The organism is Streptomyces viridosporus T7A, assembly GCF_008704515.1.
Classification (GTDB): Bacteria; Actinomycetota; Actinomycetes; order Streptomycetales; family Streptomycetaceae; genus Streptomyces; species Streptomyces viridosporus.
The window spans coordinates 4,520,638-4,536,112 of record NZ_CP023700.1; the positions used below are offsets into that span (position 1 = coordinate 4,520,638).

A 15,475-nucleotide genomic window follows, 5' to 3' on the forward strand; every position below is an offset into this window, starting at 1 on the left:
CGGGTGCCGGGCTACCGTCCGTCCATGGCAGCCCTTTCCGACCTCGCGTTCGACCCGTGGGACCCGGCGTTCGTCGCCGACCCGTACCCCGCCTACGCCGAACTGCGGGAGCGGGGCCGGGTGCACTGGTTCGAACCGACGAACCAGTGGCTGGTCCCGCACCACGCCGACGTCTCGGCACTGCTGCGCGACCGGCGCCTGGGCCGGACGTACCTGCACCGCTTCGACCACGAGGAGTTCGGCCGGACGGCGCCGCCGCCGGAGCACGAGCCGTTCCACACCCTCAACGACCACGGCATGCTCGACCTCGAGCCGCCGGACCACACCCGGATCCGGCGCCTGGTGTCGAAGGCGTTCACCCCGCGCACGGTGGAGCGCCTGAAGCCCTACGTCCAGGGGCTGGCGCAGGAGCTGGTGGCCCGGCTCGTCGAGGCCGGCGGCGGCGACCTGCTGCGGGACGTCGCCGAACCGCTGCCGGTCGCGGTGATCGCCGAGATGCTGGGCATCCCGGAGTCCGACCGGGCCCCGCTGCGCCCCTGGTCGGCGGACATCTGCGGGATGTACGAGCTGAACCCGTCGCAGGAGGCGGCGGCGAAGGCGGTCCGGGCGTCGGCCGAGTTCTCGGACTACCTCCGGCACCTGATCGCCGAGCGCCGCCGCGACCCCGGCGACGACCTGATCTCGGGGCTGATCGCCGCCCACGACGAGGACGACCGGCTCACCGAGCAGGAGATGGTCTCCACCTGCGCCCTGCTGCTGAACGCCGGCCACGAGGCGACCGTGAACGCCACGGTCAACGGCTGGTGGGCGCTGTTCCGCAACCCCGACCAGCTCGCCGCCCTGCGCGCCGACCCCTCCCTGGTGCCGTCCGCCGTCGAGGAGCTGATGCGCTACGACACCCCGCTCCAGCTCTTCGAACGCTGGGTCCTGGACGAGATCGAGATCGACGGCACGGTGATCCCGAGGGGCGCGGAGGTCGCGATGCTCTTCGGCTCCGCCAACCACGACCCGGCGGTCTTCACCGACCCGGAACGCCTCGACCTCGCACGCCGGGACAACCCCCACATCTCCTTCAGCGCCGGCATCCACTACTGCATCGGCGCCCCGCTGGCCCGCATCGAGCTCACCGCCTCCCTGGCGGCCCTGCTGGAGAAGGCCCCCACCCTCGCCCCGGCGGAGGAACCGGAGCGCAAGCCGAACTTCGTGATCCGGGGACTGGAGGGGCTGGCGGTCGAGGTCTGAGCCCGCGCCGGTCCACGCCGCCCCGTCCCCCGCCCGCCGAGGGGCGGGGGACGGGGTACGGCTGCCGCTACTTCGTCTCGAGGTCCCGCCGCCGGAAGCCCGCCAAGCCCAGCCACACCAGACCGGCGGCGACGAGGGTCAGCAGGAGCAGCGGGGTCCAGTCCAGGTCCGCGGCGGGGAGCCGGGGGACGTGGCCGAACGGGGAGAGGTTGTTCATCCAGTCCGGGAACCGGAGGATCTGGCCGAGGTAGCCGACCACGAAGGCGTACACCGGCACGGCCCAGGCCGCCGCGCTCGCCCGCGGGAACCAGCCGAAGAGCACCACGGCCACGCCGACCGTGACCCACAGGGCGGGCGCGTACACGAGGGCCGCCCCCACCAGCTCCGGGAACAGCCCGGCGTCACCGGTCGAGGCCGCGCCCGAGACGCCGAAGCCGAGCCCGGCCAGCAGCAGGACGACCGTGCCGCCGCCCAGGGCCACGGCCAGGTGACCGCCCACCCAGCGGGTGCGGGAGAGGCCGGTGGCGAGCAGGGGTTCGGCGCGGCCCGCGGTCTCCTCGGAACGGGGCCGCAGGGTCGCCATGACCACGTACACCGCCGCCACGACCGCGAGGACGACCATCACCATGGAGGCGAAGGACTCGGCGACGCCGGCCCCGCCGATGCGCTCCAGGGCCTCCTGGACCTGGTCGATGTCCTTCAGCATCTCCTCGGCGTCCCCGAGGATCGATCCGTACATCACGCCCATCAGGAACAGGCCCGCGCCGAAGCCGGCCAGCGTGCCGCGGTGCAGCCGCAGGGCGAAGCCGGACGACGTGGTGAGCGCGTCGGAGGCGGTGGGGCGGCCCAGCTTCTCCGGACGCAGGCCCGCGCCCACGTCCCGCCGGGCGGAGAGCGCGAAGCCCGCCGCCGCGAGCGCCACCGCGAGCACCAGGCAGAGCAGGAGCGGCCACCAGCGGTCGTCGACGTACGGGTAGCTGCGCTGCGCCCAGCCGATCGGGGACAGCCAGGACAGGGCGTCGGTCCGGCCGCTGTCGCCGGCGGCGCGCAGCACGTAGGCGAGGCCGATGACCGCGAGCGCCGTGCCGGACGCGCCGCGCGTGTGCGCGGTGATCTGGGCGGTGACCGCGGCGACGGCGGCGAAGACGAGGCCGACGGCGGCGTGGGCGAAGCCGTAGAGCAGCGAGCCCGCCGTGTCGACGCCCTCCAGGCCCAGGCCGGCCAGGCCGAGGGCCAGCAGCAGCGCCAGGGCGAGGTTGGCCAGGGCCGCGACGGACAGGGCGGCGGCGAGGTGGGCGTGGCGGCCCACGACGGCCGAGCGCACCAGCTCGGCGCGGCCGGTCTCCTCCTCGGCGCGGGTGTGCCGGGTGACGACCAGCACGCTCATGAGGCCGACGAGGACGGCCGTGAAGCCGAGCATCTGGTGGCTCAGCATGGAGCCGAAGCCGTAGTCGTCGAGGTAGTGGCGGGGGCCGGACATGGCGAGGCCGGCCGGGCTGTCCATGGTGCGGGCGGCGTTCGCCCGGTCCTCCGGGCCGCCGTACAGCGTCCGGAAGCTGTTCGCCGTGGCCAGTGTGCCGAGGAACAGGGCCAGGACCCACACCGGGAGCCGGACGCGGTCCCGGCGCAGGGCGAAGCGGATCAGCGTCCGGGTCCCGGCCAGCGCGTTGCCGCCCGTGACCGGGCCGGTGGGGGCCGGGGCCTCGGGGGCGGCGGTCGCGGCGGTCATCGCGGGTCCCCGTCGGTGCGCGGTCCGGTGCCGTGCCCGTTGGCGGCGAGCTCGTCGCCGTAGTGGCGCAGCATCAGCTCCTCCAGGGTCGGCGGGTGGCTGACCAGGCTGCGGATGCCGAACTCGGTGAGCTTGCGGACGGCCTCGTCGATCCGTCCGCCGTCGACGGCGAAGCGGACCCGGCCGGTGGCCTCGTCGACGACCTCCAGGCCGTGGACGCCGGGCAGGCGGTCCAGGCCGGTGGCGGGCCGCTCGGTCTCCGCCTCGACGGTGGTGCGGGTCAGGTGGCGCAGCTCGCCGAGGGTGCCGGACTGGACGGTGCGCCCCAGCCGGATGATGCTCACGCGGTCGGCGAGCTTCTCCACCTGGGCCAGGATGTGGCTGGAGAGCAGGACCGTCTTTCCGGCGGCCTTGGCCTCGCCGATGACGTCCTGGAAGACGACCTCCATGAGCGGGTCCAGGCCCGCGGTCGGCTCGTCCAGGAGCAGCAGCTCGGCGTCGGAGGCGAGCGCGGCGACGATGGCGACCTTCTGCCGGTTGCCCTTGGAGTAGGCGCGGCCCTTCTTGGTCGGGTCCAGGTCGAAGCGCTCGATGAGCTCGGCGCGCCGTTTCCGGTCCAGGCCGCCGCGCAGCCGCGCCAGCAGGTCGATGGCCTCGCCGCCGGTGAGGTTCGGCCAGAGCTCGACGTCCCCGGGGACGTAGGCGAGGCGGCGGTGGAGCTCCACGGCGTTCGCCCAGGGGTCGAGGCCGAGCACCTGTGCGGCGCCCGAGTCGGCGCGCATCAGGCCCAGCAGGACGCGGATGGTGGTCGACTTCCCGGAGCCGTTGGGCCCGAGGAATCCGTGGACCTCGCCGGACTCGACGTCCAGGTCGAGGCCGTCGAGTGCGCGGGTGCGACCGAACGACTTGTGGAGTCCGGAGACGCTGATGGCCTTCGTCATGCTTCGGAACGTACGCTACTTTCAGAAACTTGTGAAGATGAGGAAGTGTGTGAAACGGCGGTTAGACTGGCGCACGCTGTCTGAGCAGGGGAGATGATCGGGCGATGGCGGAACCGGCCGGGACGGACCGGGACCCGGAGGCGGTCTCGCGGTTCGTGGAGCACTTCGCCGCGCAACTGGTGGAGGCCGGACTGCCGCGGATGCCCGCCCGCGTCTTCGCGGCCCTGCTCTCCTCCGACACGGGCGTGCTGACCTCCGCCGAGCTGGGGGAGCGGCTGAGGGTCTCACCGGCCGCGGTCTCCGGGGCGGTGCGCTACCTGGCGCAGGTGCACATGGTCTCCCGCGAGCGGGAGCCGGGCTCGCGCCGGGAGCGGTACCGCGTGCACGGCGACCAGTGGTACGAGGCCCTCGCCAACCGCGAGGCCGTCATCCGGCGCTGGGAGGAGGCCCTGAGCGAGGGCGTCGCCAGCCTGGGCCCCCACACCCCGGCGGGCCGCCGGCTGGCGGAGACGCTGGCCTTCTTCGAGTTCGTCCAGCAGGAGGTCCCGGCCCTGATGGCCCGCTGGCGGGCGCACCGGGAGGAGCGGTTCGGGCGGGGGTGAGGCGGGATCCCCGGAGCCGGTCATGTCGGCGTAGTCGATCGACTACGCCGGGTTGTGGCTGGTCCGTCTCCAGGGGAGGGCGCATCATGACAGTCATGGCAGAGCGACCGACGACAAACGGCACCGAGCCCCACAGCTTCGAGGGCCTGCTGGACACCCTCGACGAGCTGGACGTGCCCGACGGCTACCAGGCCGAGATCATCAGGGGGAACATCGTCGTGTCGCCGTGGTCGAAGGGGTACTACCTCGACGTCATGGAGCTGGTGTGTGAGCAGCTTCGGCCGCATCTCCCCGAGGAGCACCGGATCAGTTACGGCCCCTTCTTGTACGTTTTCCCGGGAGCGGAGCGCGCGTACGGACCGGACATCCACGTGGGGCATCGGAACATCAGCCGGAGTACCAGCAACCGCCTGGACGGCGAAGCCCTCTCCTTCGTCGCCGAACTCACCTCCCCCTCCACCTGGGACGACGACCTGAGCGACAAGGTCGAGACGTACGGAAAGGCGGGCGTCCCCGTCTACCTCCTCCTCGACATGCAGGAGGAGCAGGCCACGGTCTTCTGGATGCCCTCCGCCAAGGGGTACGAGTCCAGCTGCTCCAAGCCGTTCGGCGAGAAGCTGCCGATCCCCGAGCCGTTCGACTGCGTGCTGGACACGACCGGGTTCAAGGCTCCCTGACGCGGATCCCGGAGCCGCTACCGCGCCGGCAGCACGATCCCCCACGCCTCCTCCCGCACCTCCCACGTCCGGGTCCGCACCGGTCCCGACACCAGCGCGTCCGCCCGGTAGCGGAAGTGCGCGCCCGACACGGTCACCGTGCGTCCCTCGGCCGCCAGCGGGGACGCCTCCGCGCCCACCGACGCCGGCCGCACCTCGACCCGGGCCGTCCCGGAGGCGCCGGGGACCACCGACACGGTCCGCACCGACTGGTGCAGGTCGACGAGCGTCTTCCCGTCGACCTCCACCCGCAGCCGTGCGGGCCCCGTCTCGGGCGCGGAGGCGATCCGGGACGGCCGGGACGGCACCAGGGTCCGCACCAGGGACTGGCACGTCCGCAGCCAGGGACGCCCCGGCTCGGCCTCCGGCGCCGGCGCCGCCCCGAGGGGCGGGATCCGCACCGCGCCGAGCACCACGCCGTCGCTGTCGTCCACCAGCAGGTCCATCCGCCGCTCGACCCCCTCCAGCACGGCCCGCGCCGCGGCCACCGCCCCCGTCGGCACCCCCAGCGACCGGGCGAGGTCCAGCGCGCCCCCGACCGGGACGAGCGACAGGGCGCAGGCGGCGAGTTCCCGCCGGCGGTGCAGCAGGGCGACCGCCCGCACCAGGGCGCGGTCGTCCCCGATCACCACCGGCCGCCGCGACCCGCGCCGGGCCAGTGCCCGGGCGAACTCCTCCGGGCCGTCCGGCAGGCACAGCTTCGTCTGCGCACCCGCGCCGAGCACGTCCTTCGCGATGCGCACGGACTCACCGTCCGTGCGCCGGGCGACCGGATCGATGACCACCAGGAGCTGATCGGACGTCGCGGAAGTCGCCACCTCGGCCATGCCTCGCTTCCTCGGGTAGCATCTTTGTGCAAGAGCCCCTTTGCGCTATTGCGCCGGGGGCTTCGTCTATTCCGGGGCATCCGGTCCGACGGTTGGCGGCCAACGGTGGTCGCGGTGCACGCGGCGGAGATCCTCCGCGTACGCCCCTGACCTTGGACATGCCCCGCCCGGAAGGGGTGTACGCGCGTGCCCGCACTTGTGCTGCTCGGTGCTCAGTGGGGTGACGAGGGCAAGGGAAAGGCCACGGACCTGCTCGGTGGCTCTGTCGACTACGTGGTGCGCTACCAGGGCGGCAACAACGCCGGCCACACGGTAGTCGTGGGTGACCAGAAGTATGCCCTCCACCTGCTCCCTTCCGGAATCCTGTCACCCGGCTGCACGCCGGTCATCGGCAACGGCGTCGTCGTCGACCCCTCGGTCCTGCTCTCCGAGCTGAGCGGGCTGAACGAGCGCGGCGTCGACACGTCGAAGCTCCTGATCAGCGGCAACGCCCACATCATCACGCCGTACAACGTGACGGTGGACAAGGTGACCGAGCGCTTCCTCGGCAAGCGCAAGATCGGTACGACGGGCCGGGGCATCGGCCCGACCTACGCCGACAAGATCAACCGCGTCGGCATCCGGGTCCAGGACCTGTACGACGAGTCGATCCTCACCCAGAAGGTCGAGGCGGCGCTCGACGTCAAGAACCAGGTCCTCACCAAGCTCTACAACCGGCGCGCGATCGCCGCGGACCAGGTGGTCGAGGAGCTGCTGGGCTACGCCGAGAAGCTGGCGCCGTACGTCGCCGACACCGTGCTGGTCCTCAACCAGGCGCTGGACGAGGACAAGGTGGTCCTCTTCGAGGGCGGCCAGGGCACGCTGCTGGACATCGACCACGGCACGTACCCCTTCGTCACCTCGTCCAACCCGACCGCGGGCGGCGCCTGCACGGGTGCCGGCGTGGGTCCGACGAAGATCAGCCGCGTCATCGGCATCCTGAAGGCGTACACGACCCGCGTCGGCGCCGGCCCGTTCCCGACGGAGCTCTTCGACGAGGACGGCGAGGCCCTGCGCCGCATCGGCGGCGAGCGCGGTGTGACGACCGGGCGCGACCGCCGCTGCGGCTGGTTCGACGCGGTCATCGCCCGCTACGCGACCCGGGTGAACGGCCTGACCGACTTCTTCCTCACCAAGCTCGACGTGCTCACCGGCTGGGAGCAGATCCCGGTCTGCGTCGCCTACGAGATCGACGGCCGGCGCGTCGAGGAGCTGCCGTACTCCCAGACGGACTTCCACCACGCGAAGCCGGTCTACGAGATGCTCCCCGGCTGGTCCGAGGACATCAGCAAGGCGAAGACCTTCGCCGACCTGCCGAAGAACGCCCAGGCGTACGTCAAGGCGCTGGAGGAGATGTCCGGCGCCCCGATCTCCGCGATCGGCGTGGGCCCGGGCCGGGACGAGACGATCGAGATCAACTCGTTCCTCTGAGCGGGCCCTCCCGGGGGTCCGGAGACCCGAAGGGGACGGCCGGTGCGGTGAACCCGCCCGGCCGTCCCTCTTTTTTTCTTCCTCCCCGGTCCCCCCCCCGGGCCTTCTCCTCGGCCTTCCTCCTCAGCGCCGGGCGGGCCGCGGCGCGCGGGAGGCGTTCCCGCGGTGGACGACGACGACCGCGGTGAGGCCGACGGCCAGGCCGAGGGCGGTCTGCGGGCCGAACGGCTCGTCGAACGCGAGGGCGCCCCAGACCGCCGTGACCGGGGCCATGAGGAACATGAGGGTGTTGACCTCGGTGACTCCGGAGCGCCGCAGGATGAGCCAGTACAGCCCGTACCCGCCGAAGGTCGACAGGACCACGAGCCAGGTGATCGCGACCCAGAAGGAGGTCCCGGCGGGCGGCTTCGCGGCCCCGGTGCCCACGGCGAGCGCGGTGAAGACGACGGCGCTGGTGGCGCAGTGGACGGTCATCGACACCAGGGGCGCGACCCGCACACGGGAGCGGCTTTCCAGGAACGTGGCCGCCACCAGCGAGAACATGCCGAGGCCGGGGTGACGAAGAAGACCCTCTACGACCGGTTCGGCTCCAAGGAGCAGATCGTCGTGGAGTACCTCGCGGCTCGTGACGAGCGCTGGCGGGCCTTCCTCGCCCCCTGCCTCGACGCCGCGGGGCCGGAGCCGGCGGCGCGCGTCCTGGCCGTCTTCGACGCCTCGCGCGCCTGGGCGGCGGAGCACGGCTCCAAGGGGTGCAGCATGGTCAACGCCCACGCCGAGATCAGCGACCCGGCCCACCCGGCCCTCCCGGTCATCACCGGGCAGAAGCAGTGGATGCTCGCCCTGTTCACCGACCTCGCGGGGGACATCGCCCCGGAGGGGGCCGACCGGCTGGGCCGGACGCTGATGCTGCTGCACGAAGGGGCGCTGGTCGCCCACGGCCTGGGCGTCTTCGCGGACCCGATCGGCAGGGCCCGCGAGGAGGCGCGAGCCCTCCTCGCCGCCGCCGAGGGCTCCGCGGCGAAGCGGTGATCCGGCGCGGGCGGTTCACGTTCCGGGGATACGGTGGAACGCGGCACGTGCATCGACCGGAAGAAGGTGAGTGCGATGCGCGTGATGCTCAAGGCGACCCTGGACACGGACCGGGCGAACGAACTCATCCGCACCGGGAAGCTGCCCGAGCAGTTGCAGGAGATCCTCGACCGGCTCCACCCGGAAGCGGCCTACTTCGGCCCGCTGGGCGGGCGGCGGACGGTCCTGCTGGTCTTCGACATGCAGGACAGCTCGGAGCTGCCGCCGACGGGTGAACCGTTCTTCACCGAGATGAACGCCGACGTCGAGGTGTGCCCGATCATGAACGCGGAGGACATGCGGAAGGGATTCGCCCAGATGCGGTGACCCCGTCGGTTCAGCTGAAGACGATCATCGATCCCTGGGCCAGGCTCCGGGTCGCCGCCGCGTGCAGGCCCAGCCAGACGTGGCGTTCGCGGGCGAAGGGGCTGGGGTCGTAGGGGGCGGGGACGGCCGGCTCCTCCAGTTCGGTCGGGCCGAGCGGGGGCTCGGGGGCCGCCGGGGGGTTCGCCGGGTCGATGCCGATGGACGGGGCGACGAACTCCAGTTCCCGCAGCAGGGCGTGGGAGGAGCCCAGCGGGCCGCCGCCGGCGAGGAGCGCCTCGTTGGCGAGGGGGTGCGGGAAGTCGACGGGGACGTAGGCGCCCGCGTGGTCGTAGTGCCACACCAGGTGCGACTGCTGGGCCGTCGTCTCGAACATCTCCAGCAACTGCTCGTAGTCACCGCCCAGTTCGTCCACCGGCGTGACCGGCAGCCCGCACACCTGGAGCAGGTACACGCGCCGCAGGAAGTGCAGCGCGTCGTAGTCGAAGCCCGCGACCGGGGCCACCTCGCCGGACAGTCCCGGCATGTACTGGTACACCGGCACCGGCGGCAGTCCGGCCTCGGCGAGCACCGCGTTGTACTGCGCGAGTTCCTCGGCGAAGGGGTTGTCGGGGGTGTGGCACAACACGTCGACGAGCGGTACCAACCACAGATCACAGGCCAAAGAGGGCTCCTCACACAGCACGGTGGTCAGGAAAGGGTATCGACGCGGCGCGAGGACGGCTTCCCCCGTGCAGGTCCCTTACCCAGGGGAACACGGACGACGCCGGTCCCGGCCCCCGGGCTCCCCGGCCCGGGGCGGCTCACTCGGCGCTCATGCGCTCGACGAGCGCGAGCGCATGGGTGTGGTACGACGCGACGATCGCGCGGGCGGCGTCGGTGTCACGGCGCGACAGGGCGTCGACCAGGCCGGTGTGCTCGGCCCACAGCCGGCCCCGCAGATCGGGCAGCCGCCGCAACTGCTGCACCACGCACACCCACATCTGGACGCGGATCCGGTGCAGGAAGTCGGTGAGGTACGGGTTGCCGAAGACGGACCCGAGTTCGCGCCAGAAGCGCAGGTCGTAGCCGATCAGGACGGTCAGGTCCCCGGCGAGGGCGGCACGCTGAGCCTCCTCGCCGCGCCGCCGGACCCCCGCGAGGGCGGTGGCGACCGGGGGCTCGTCCGGCCGGAAACGCGCCGGGCCGCCGTCGGTCAGCGCGCGGAACATCCCGTCGGCCACCAGGGTGCGGGCCTCGATCATCCCGCGGAAGTCGTCGACGGAGTACTCGTGCACCCGGAACCCCCGGTGCTGGTCCGCGTCGAGCAGCCCCTGCGCGGACAGGTCGACCAGCGCCTCCCGGACCGGGGTCGCGGAGACCCCGTACTGCTCGGCGATCTCCTTGACGGTGAATTCCTGCCCCGGCTGGAGCCGCCCGGCCAGCACCTCGTCACGGAGCGCGTCGGCGATCTGCTGCCGCAGGGTGTTGCGGGTCACGGCGCCGCTGCCGCTGATGCCGGGCATGGTCGGGCGTCTCCCTCGTCGCGTGTTCGAACGGGCGTGCCCGTAGACGTCTACGGGCACGCCACCTTACGCGGTCGGACGGGAGCGGCGTGTTCGAGTGGAGGCCGGGGCGGCGCCGGCCCGCGCCCGCCCCGGCCGCCCGGTCACGGCGGCCTCCCGGCCGGTCACTCCACGTAGTCGTCCGCCACCGACAGCGCCGCGTCCAGCGCCGCCAGCCCCTCCTTCAACTCGGCCTCGCCCGTGTTGCACGGCGGGACCACGTGCGTCCGGTTCATGTTCACGAAGGGCCAGACGCCGGCCTCCTTCGCGGCGGCGGCGAAGGCGGCCATGGGGGCGTTCGCCTCACCGGTCGCGTTGTACGGCACCAGCGGCTCCCGGGTCTCCCGGTTCCGCACCAGTTCCAGCGCCCAGAACATGCCGACCCCGCGCACGTCGCCGACGCAGGGGTGGCGCTCGGCCAGCTCCCGCAGCCCGGGGCCGACCACGGAGGCGCCGAGCCGCGCCGCGTGCTCGACGACGCCCTCCTCCGCCATCACGTTGATCGTCGCGACGGCGGCGGCGCAGGCCAGCGGGTGCCCGGAGTACGTCAGCCCGCCGGGGTAGGGGCGCCGGGCGAAGGTCTCGGCGATCGCGCCCGAGACGGCCACGCCGCCCAGCGGCACGTACCCGGAGTTCACGCCCTTCGCGAAGGTCATCAGGTCGGGCACCACGTCGTACAGGTCCGCGGCGAACCAGGTCCCGGTCCGCCCGAACCCGGCCATGACCTCGTCCAGGACGAAGACGATCCCGTACTTGTCGCACAGCTCCCGCACGCCCGCCAGGTAGCCGGCCGGCGGCACCATGATGCCCGCGGTGCCCGGGATGGTCTCCAGGACGATCGCGGCGACGGTCGACGGTCCCTCGAAGACGATCGTCGTCTCCAGGTGCTCGAGCGCCCGCGCGCACTCCTGCTCCTCGGTCTCGGCGTAGAAGCGGGAGCGGTACAGGAACGGCGCCCAGAAGTGCACCACCCCGGCCGTGCCGCTGTCGGAGGCCCAGCGGCGGGGGTCGCCGGTGAGGTTCACGGCCTGCTGGGTGCCGCCGTGGTAGGAGCGGTACGCGGAGAGCACCTTGGGCCGCCCGGTGTGCAGCCGCGCCATGCGCACGGCGTGCTCCACGGCGTCGGCGCCGCCGTTGGTGAAGAAGATCTTGTCCAGGTCGCCCGGCGTCCGCTCGGCGATCAGCCGCGCCGCCTCCGACCGCGCCTCGACGGCGAACGCGGGCGCGAACGTCGTCATCCGCGCCGCCTGCTCCTGGATCGCGGCGACGACCTTCGGGTGCTGGTAGCCGACGTTGGTGTAGACGAGGCCGCTGGTGAGGTCGAGGTAGCGCCGGCCGTCGTAGTCCCAGAAGTACGACCCCTGCGCCCCGGCGACGGCGAGCGGGTCGATGAGCTCCTGCGCGGACCAGGAGTGGAAGACGTGCGCACGGTCGGCGGCCTTCACGGCGGCCCCGACTTCGGGGTTCGGCTGAGGGGTCATGCGCCCGAGGGTAGGTGCCGGCGGCGGGTGCGCGACATCGGCGGGCTGTCTGCGGTCGGCCGCTTTCCGCGACAGGTTGTCGACAGCCGCGACCGCGCTCCCCCCGCGACCGCGTTCCTTCGCCCCCTCGCGGCCGCGCTCCCCCCGCGATCGCGCTCTCCGTGACCGATTGACAGTATGCTGCCTAAACGACAGCATGTTGTCATAAGAGGATGACGCACACCCGCCCACACCCCAGGGAGCGGTCATGACCCGCAAGCCCGTCCACCTCGCCGTTCACGACTCCTTCGCCGACTGGGAGACCGGTCACACCACCGCGCACCTCGCGCTCGCCGGGTACGAGGTCCGCACGGTCGCCCCGACCGGCGCGCCCGTCACCAGCATCGGCGGACTGCGCGTCCTGCCCGACCTCGCGCTCGACGCGCTGCGGCCCGAGGACAGCTCGCTGCTGATCCTCACCGGGGGGACCCTCTGGGACGAGGGCGACGCGCTCGCCCCCTTCGCGCGCACCGCCCGCGCCTTCCTCGACGCCCGCGTGCCCGTCGCCGCGATCTGCGGCGCCACCGCCGGCCTCGCCCGCGAGGGCCTGCTCGACGACCGGGCGCACACCGGCGCCGCGTCCTTCCACCTCGCCGCGACCGGGTACGCGGGCACGCAGCGGTACGTCGAGGCCGACGCCGTCACCGACGGCGGGCTCGTCACCGCCGGGCCGACCGAGCCCGTCGCCTTCGCCCGCGAGGTCTTCCGGCTGCTCGGCGCCTACGACGAGCGCGCGATCGACGCCTGGTACCGGCTGTTCCACGACTCCGACGCACAGGCGTACGCCGAGTTCGAGAAGGCCCTGGCCCGGTGAGCCGGGAGCAGCAGGACCTGCTCAGCCGCGGCGCGCTCGGCGCCTTCCGGCTCAACGGCCAGTTCCTCGCGGTCGCCGAGGAACTGGCCCGGCCCGCCGGACTCACCGCGGCCCGGTGGCAGGTGCTGGGCGCGGTCCTCCCCGAGCCGCTGCCCGTCTCCGGCATCGCGCGGGCCATGGGCATCACCCGGCAGAGCGTGCAGCGCATCGCCGACCTGCTGGTGGAGCAGGGCCTCGCCGAGTACCGGCCCAACCCCGCCCACCGCCGTGCCAAGCTCCTCGCGCCGACCGCCCGGGGACACGCGGCGATCACCCGCATCGACCCCGGCCACGCGGCCTTCGCCGAACGGCTGGCGCGGGCGTACGGGGAGGCGGACCTCGAGCGGGCGGTGCGGCTGCTGGAACGCTTGTCCGAGGTGCTCGACGAGCTGGGCCCGCCGGTGCTCGACGAGCTGGGCCCGCCGGTGCTCGACGAGCCGGGCCCGCCTGTTACGGAACCGTAGAGGTCGCCCGGCTCACCGGGGAGCGGCCCCGCACTATCTTGGAGCCGTTGCTCACTGTGGGGGGAAGGCGGCGCAACGATGGAGAAGCTCGGCCCGGGGGATCCGCAGCGGATCGGGGCGTACCGGCTGCTCGCGCGGCTCGGGGCCGGCGGCATGGGGCACGTCTACCTCGCCCGCTCCGACCGGGGGCGCACCGTCGCGGTGAAGCTGGTGCGCGAGGAACTGGCCCGGGAGGAGGAGTTCCGGGCGCGCTTCCGCCAGGAGGTGCAGGCCGCGCGGCAGGTCGGCGGCGCCTGGACGGCACCGGTGCTGGACGCGGACACCGAGGCGCCCGTGCCCTGGGTCGCCACCGGGTACGTGGCCGGGCCCAGCCTCCAGCAGGTGGTCGGGCACGACCACGGGGCGCTGCCGGAGCGTTCGGTGCGCATCCTCGCCGCCGGTCTCGCGCACGCCCTGAAGGACATCCACGCCACGGGCCTGGTCCACCGCGACCTCAAGCCGTCCAACGTGCTCGTCACCATCGACGGGCCGCGCGTCATCGACTTCGGCATCGCACGGGCCCTGGAGACGGTCACCGACGGCGGGCTCACCCGCACCGGCGCGCTCGTCGGCTCGCCCGGCTTCATGGCGCCCGAGCAGGTGCGCGGCGACCGCATCACCCCGGCCTGCGACGTCTTCTGCCTCGGCTCGGTGCTCGCCTACGCCGCCACCGGCGTGCTGCCCTTCGGCACCGCCAACAGCGGGGTGCACGCCCTGATGTTCCGCATCGCCCAGGAGGAACCCGACCTGGAGCGGGTGCCCGAGGGCCTCGTCGACCTCGTGCGCGACTGCCTGAGGAAGGACCCCGCCGAGCGGCCCACGCTCGGCCAGGTGCTGCGGCGCACCGGCGCCGAGGACACCGTCGTCGGCGGCCGCTCCCGCGACCCCTGGCTGCCGGGCGCCCTGGTCGCCCAGCTCGGCCGGCACGCGGTGCGGCTGCTGGACGCGGAGGACCCGGAGGCCCCGCCGGGGCCCATGCCCACCGAGGCCGGTGCGCCCCCCGGCGCACCGCGGAGCGCACCGGTCGGTCCCGCTCCCGCCGCCACCCCCGAACACGCCCCCACCGCCGACGACTTCGCCGCGGCACCCTCCGGCACCCCCGCCCCGCCCCCGCCGGGCAGGCCGGGCGACAGCCCTCCGCTCGACCACCTCCCCACCCTGGTCGCCGGTCCGTACGCCCCCGCCCCGCCCCCGGGCCCGGCCCCCGCCGCCCCGGCCGGGTACGGGCACCCCCAGCAGCACCCCGCGTACGGCTATCCCGCCCACGGCCACGGCACCGGCCACACCCCGCCGTACGGGCCGCCGCCCTTCGGGCCGACCCCGCCGTACGGACCGGCGCCCGCACCGCGCCGGGACGGCCGCTCCACCGCGCTGCTCGTGGTGATCGCGCTGGTCGTCGCGCTCGCCGCGGGCGGCACGGTGTACGCCCTGATGAGCGGTCGCGACACCGGCGGCCACGCCGGCGACGACCCCACCGCGCCCTCGTCGCCCAGCAGCGCGCCCCGCAGCACCGACCCCGCCACCACCCCCGACGCGCAGCGGCCGGCCGGGACGGAGCAGCCGAGCACCACACCGTCGGCGGACGGGACGATCCCGACGGCGTACCTGGGCAGTTGGTCCACCACCATCGACAACGCGAGCGGGCAGCACAGCCGCCGGCTGACCGTCCGGCAGGGCGAGGTGGGCGACACGGTCCTGTCCCTCGTCGCCGACGGACCCACCGGGAACGGCACCTACCACTGCGTCTTCGAGGCCAGGCTCACCGGCGTCACCGGCTCCGGCGACCGGCTGGAGATCGGCCCGTCGTCCGTGACGGTCGGTCAGCCGCGCAGCGCCTGCACCCCGGGTACCGCCTCCGAGGTCACCCTGCTGCCCGACGGCTCCCTGAGGCGCGTGAACACCGGCAACGGCGAGCAGCTCACCTACCGGCGGGACTGACCGGCCGCGCGAAGTCCGCTCCTGGTGAAGGCGGTTGAACGTTCGGCGAACGCCGGTGAACGCCGGCGGACGAACGCCGCGCACCCCTTCGCGCGGCCGTACGGTGACCACCCGGCCGAACGGGCGGGCGGTGACGGGACGGCGCGGAGTGCCCGGCCGCGCACCCCGCGCCGTGACCCGGAGGACACCTCACCCCGG

At 73.6% G+C, this 15,475-nt stretch carries 15 protein-coding genes and 1 pseudogene; 9 read left to right on the forward strand and 7 right to left on the reverse strand.

Translation table 11 applies throughout. The features are described from left to right. The first annotated feature begins 24 nt into the window (after nucleotides 1-24). Complete coding sequence (locus CP969_RS21000) at nucleotides 25-1,242, forward strand: cytochrome P450 (protein WP_016825318.1); 1,218 nt, start codon at nucleotides 25-27, stop codon at nucleotides 1,240-1,242. Nucleotides 1,243-1,309: 67 nt separating this feature from the next. On the opposite strand, the gene CP969_RS21005 is transcribed toward CP969_RS21000, so the two are convergent. Together CP969_RS21005 and CP969_RS21010 are read right to left on the reverse strand one after the other, a co-directional pair. After that, nucleotides 1,310-2,971 carry an ABC transporter permease gene (locus CP969_RS21005; RefSeq protein WP_016825317.1) on the reverse strand — a complete coding sequence of 554 codons (1,662 nt, stop codon included), beginning with the start codon at nucleotides 2,969-2,971 and terminating at the stop codon, nucleotides 1,310-1,312. After that, nucleotides 2,968-3,912 (reverse strand): ABC transporter ATP-binding protein, encoded by a 945-nt coding sequence (locus CP969_RS21010; RefSeq protein WP_016825316.1) that lies wholly within the window; start codon nucleotides 3,910-3,912, stop codon nucleotides 2,968-2,970. The genes CP969_RS21005 and CP969_RS21010 overlap by 4 nt, the downstream gene beginning before the upstream one ends. A gap of 104 nt (nucleotides 3,913-4,016) precedes the next feature. Between CP969_RS21010 and CP969_RS21015 the strand changes: the two genes are divergently transcribed. Together CP969_RS21015 and CP969_RS21020 are read left to right on the forward strand one after the other, a co-directional pair. After that, nucleotides 4,017-4,514 (forward strand): GbsR/MarR family transcriptional regulator, encoded by a 498-nt coding sequence (locus tag CP969_RS21015; protein ID WP_016825315.1) that lies wholly within the window; start codon nucleotides 4,017-4,019, stop codon nucleotides 4,512-4,514. Between the two features lie 95 nt (nucleotides 4,515-4,609). After that, nucleotides 4,610-5,191, forward strand: a complete 582-nt coding sequence (locus CP969_RS21020; RefSeq protein ID WP_016825314.1) for a Uma2 family endonuclease — start codon at nucleotides 4,610-4,612, stop codon at nucleotides 5,189-5,191. Between the two features lie 17 nt (nucleotides 5,192-5,208). On the opposite strand, the gene CP969_RS21025 is transcribed toward CP969_RS21020, so the two are convergent. Next, nucleotides 5,209-6,057 (reverse strand): diacylglycerol kinase family protein, encoded by an 849-nt coding sequence (locus CP969_RS21025; protein WP_016825313.1) that lies wholly within the window; start codon nucleotides 6,055-6,057, stop codon nucleotides 5,209-5,211. Between the two features lie 186 nt (nucleotides 6,058-6,243). Between CP969_RS21025 and CP969_RS21030 the strand changes: the two genes are divergently transcribed. Next, complete coding sequence (locus CP969_RS21030; protein ID WP_004985411.1) at nucleotides 6,244-7,527, forward strand: adenylosuccinate synthase; 1,284 nt, start codon at nucleotides 6,244-6,246, stop codon at nucleotides 7,525-7,527. Nucleotides 7,528-7,650: 123 nt separating this feature from the next. Here the strand turns inward: CP969_RS21030 and CP969_RS21035 are convergent. After that, a pseudogene (locus CP969_RS21035) lies at nucleotides 7,651-8,082 on the reverse strand (EamA family transporter); the annotation flags it as partial. Between CP969_RS21035 and CP969_RS21040 the strand changes: the two are divergent. Beyond that, complete coding sequence (locus CP969_RS21040) at nucleotides 7,990-8,556, forward strand: TetR/AcrR family transcriptional regulator (protein ID WP_399474534.1); 567 nt, start codon at nucleotides 7,990-7,992, stop codon at nucleotides 8,554-8,556. The pseudogene CP969_RS21035 and the gene CP969_RS21040 sit on opposite strands and share 93 nt — an antisense overlap. Before the next feature lie 75 nt (nucleotides 8,557-8,631). After that, a complete protein-coding gene (locus tag CP969_RS21045) occupies nucleotides 8,632-8,922 on the forward strand; it encodes a hypothetical protein (RefSeq protein WP_004985405.1) in 291 nt (96 codons plus the stop codon). A 10-nt stretch (nucleotides 8,923-8,932) separates the two neighbouring features. Here the strand turns inward: CP969_RS21045 and CP969_RS21050 are convergent, their stop codons facing one another. The 3 genes from CP969_RS21050 to CP969_RS21060 form a co-directional block, all read right to left on the reverse strand. Beyond that, nucleotides 8,933-9,583, reverse strand: coding sequence for a hypothetical protein (locus tag CP969_RS21050; RefSeq protein ID WP_026085007.1), 651 nt, complete (start codon nucleotides 9,581-9,583; stop codon nucleotides 8,933-8,935). A gap of 139 nt (nucleotides 9,584-9,722) precedes the next feature. Next, complete coding sequence (locus CP969_RS21055; RefSeq protein WP_004985402.1) at nucleotides 9,723-10,424, reverse strand: GntR family transcriptional regulator; 702 nt, start codon at nucleotides 10,422-10,424, stop codon at nucleotides 9,723-9,725. Nucleotides 10,425-10,588: 164 nt separating this feature from the next. Further along, nucleotides 10,589-11,944 carry an aspartate aminotransferase family protein gene (locus tag CP969_RS21060; RefSeq protein WP_026085006.1) on the reverse strand — a complete coding sequence of 452 codons (1,356 nt, stop codon included), beginning with the start codon at nucleotides 11,942-11,944 and terminating at the stop codon, nucleotides 10,589-10,591. A gap of 247 nt (nucleotides 11,945-12,191) precedes the next feature. On the opposite strand from CP969_RS21060, the gene CP969_RS21065 reads away from it, so the two are divergent. The 3 genes from CP969_RS21065 to CP969_RS21075 all read left to right on the forward strand — a co-directional run bounded on the left by CP969_RS21065 (nucleotide 12,192) and on the right by CP969_RS21075 (nucleotide 15,277). Further along, nucleotides 12,192-12,797: a DJ-1/PfpI family protein gene (locus CP969_RS21065; RefSeq protein ID WP_016825306.1), complete on the forward strand. Its 606-nt coding sequence runs from the start codon at nucleotides 12,192-12,194 to the stop codon at nucleotides 12,795-12,797. Then, nucleotides 12,794-13,300 carry a MarR family winged helix-turn-helix transcriptional regulator gene (locus CP969_RS21070; protein WP_016825305.1) on the forward strand — a complete coding sequence of 169 codons (507 nt, stop codon included), beginning with the start codon at nucleotides 12,794-12,796 and terminating at the stop codon, nucleotides 13,298-13,300. The genes CP969_RS21065 and CP969_RS21070 overlap by 4 nt, the downstream gene beginning before the upstream one ends. 78 nt (nucleotides 13,301-13,378) lie before the next feature. Further along, the gene (locus CP969_RS21075) at nucleotides 13,379-15,277 is read left to right on the forward strand and encodes a serine/threonine-protein kinase (protein ID WP_150474954.1); all 1,899 of its coding nucleotides are present in this window, start codon (nucleotides 13,379-13,381) and stop codon (nucleotides 15,275-15,277) included. Nucleotides 15,278-15,475: the final 198 nt, after the last annotated feature.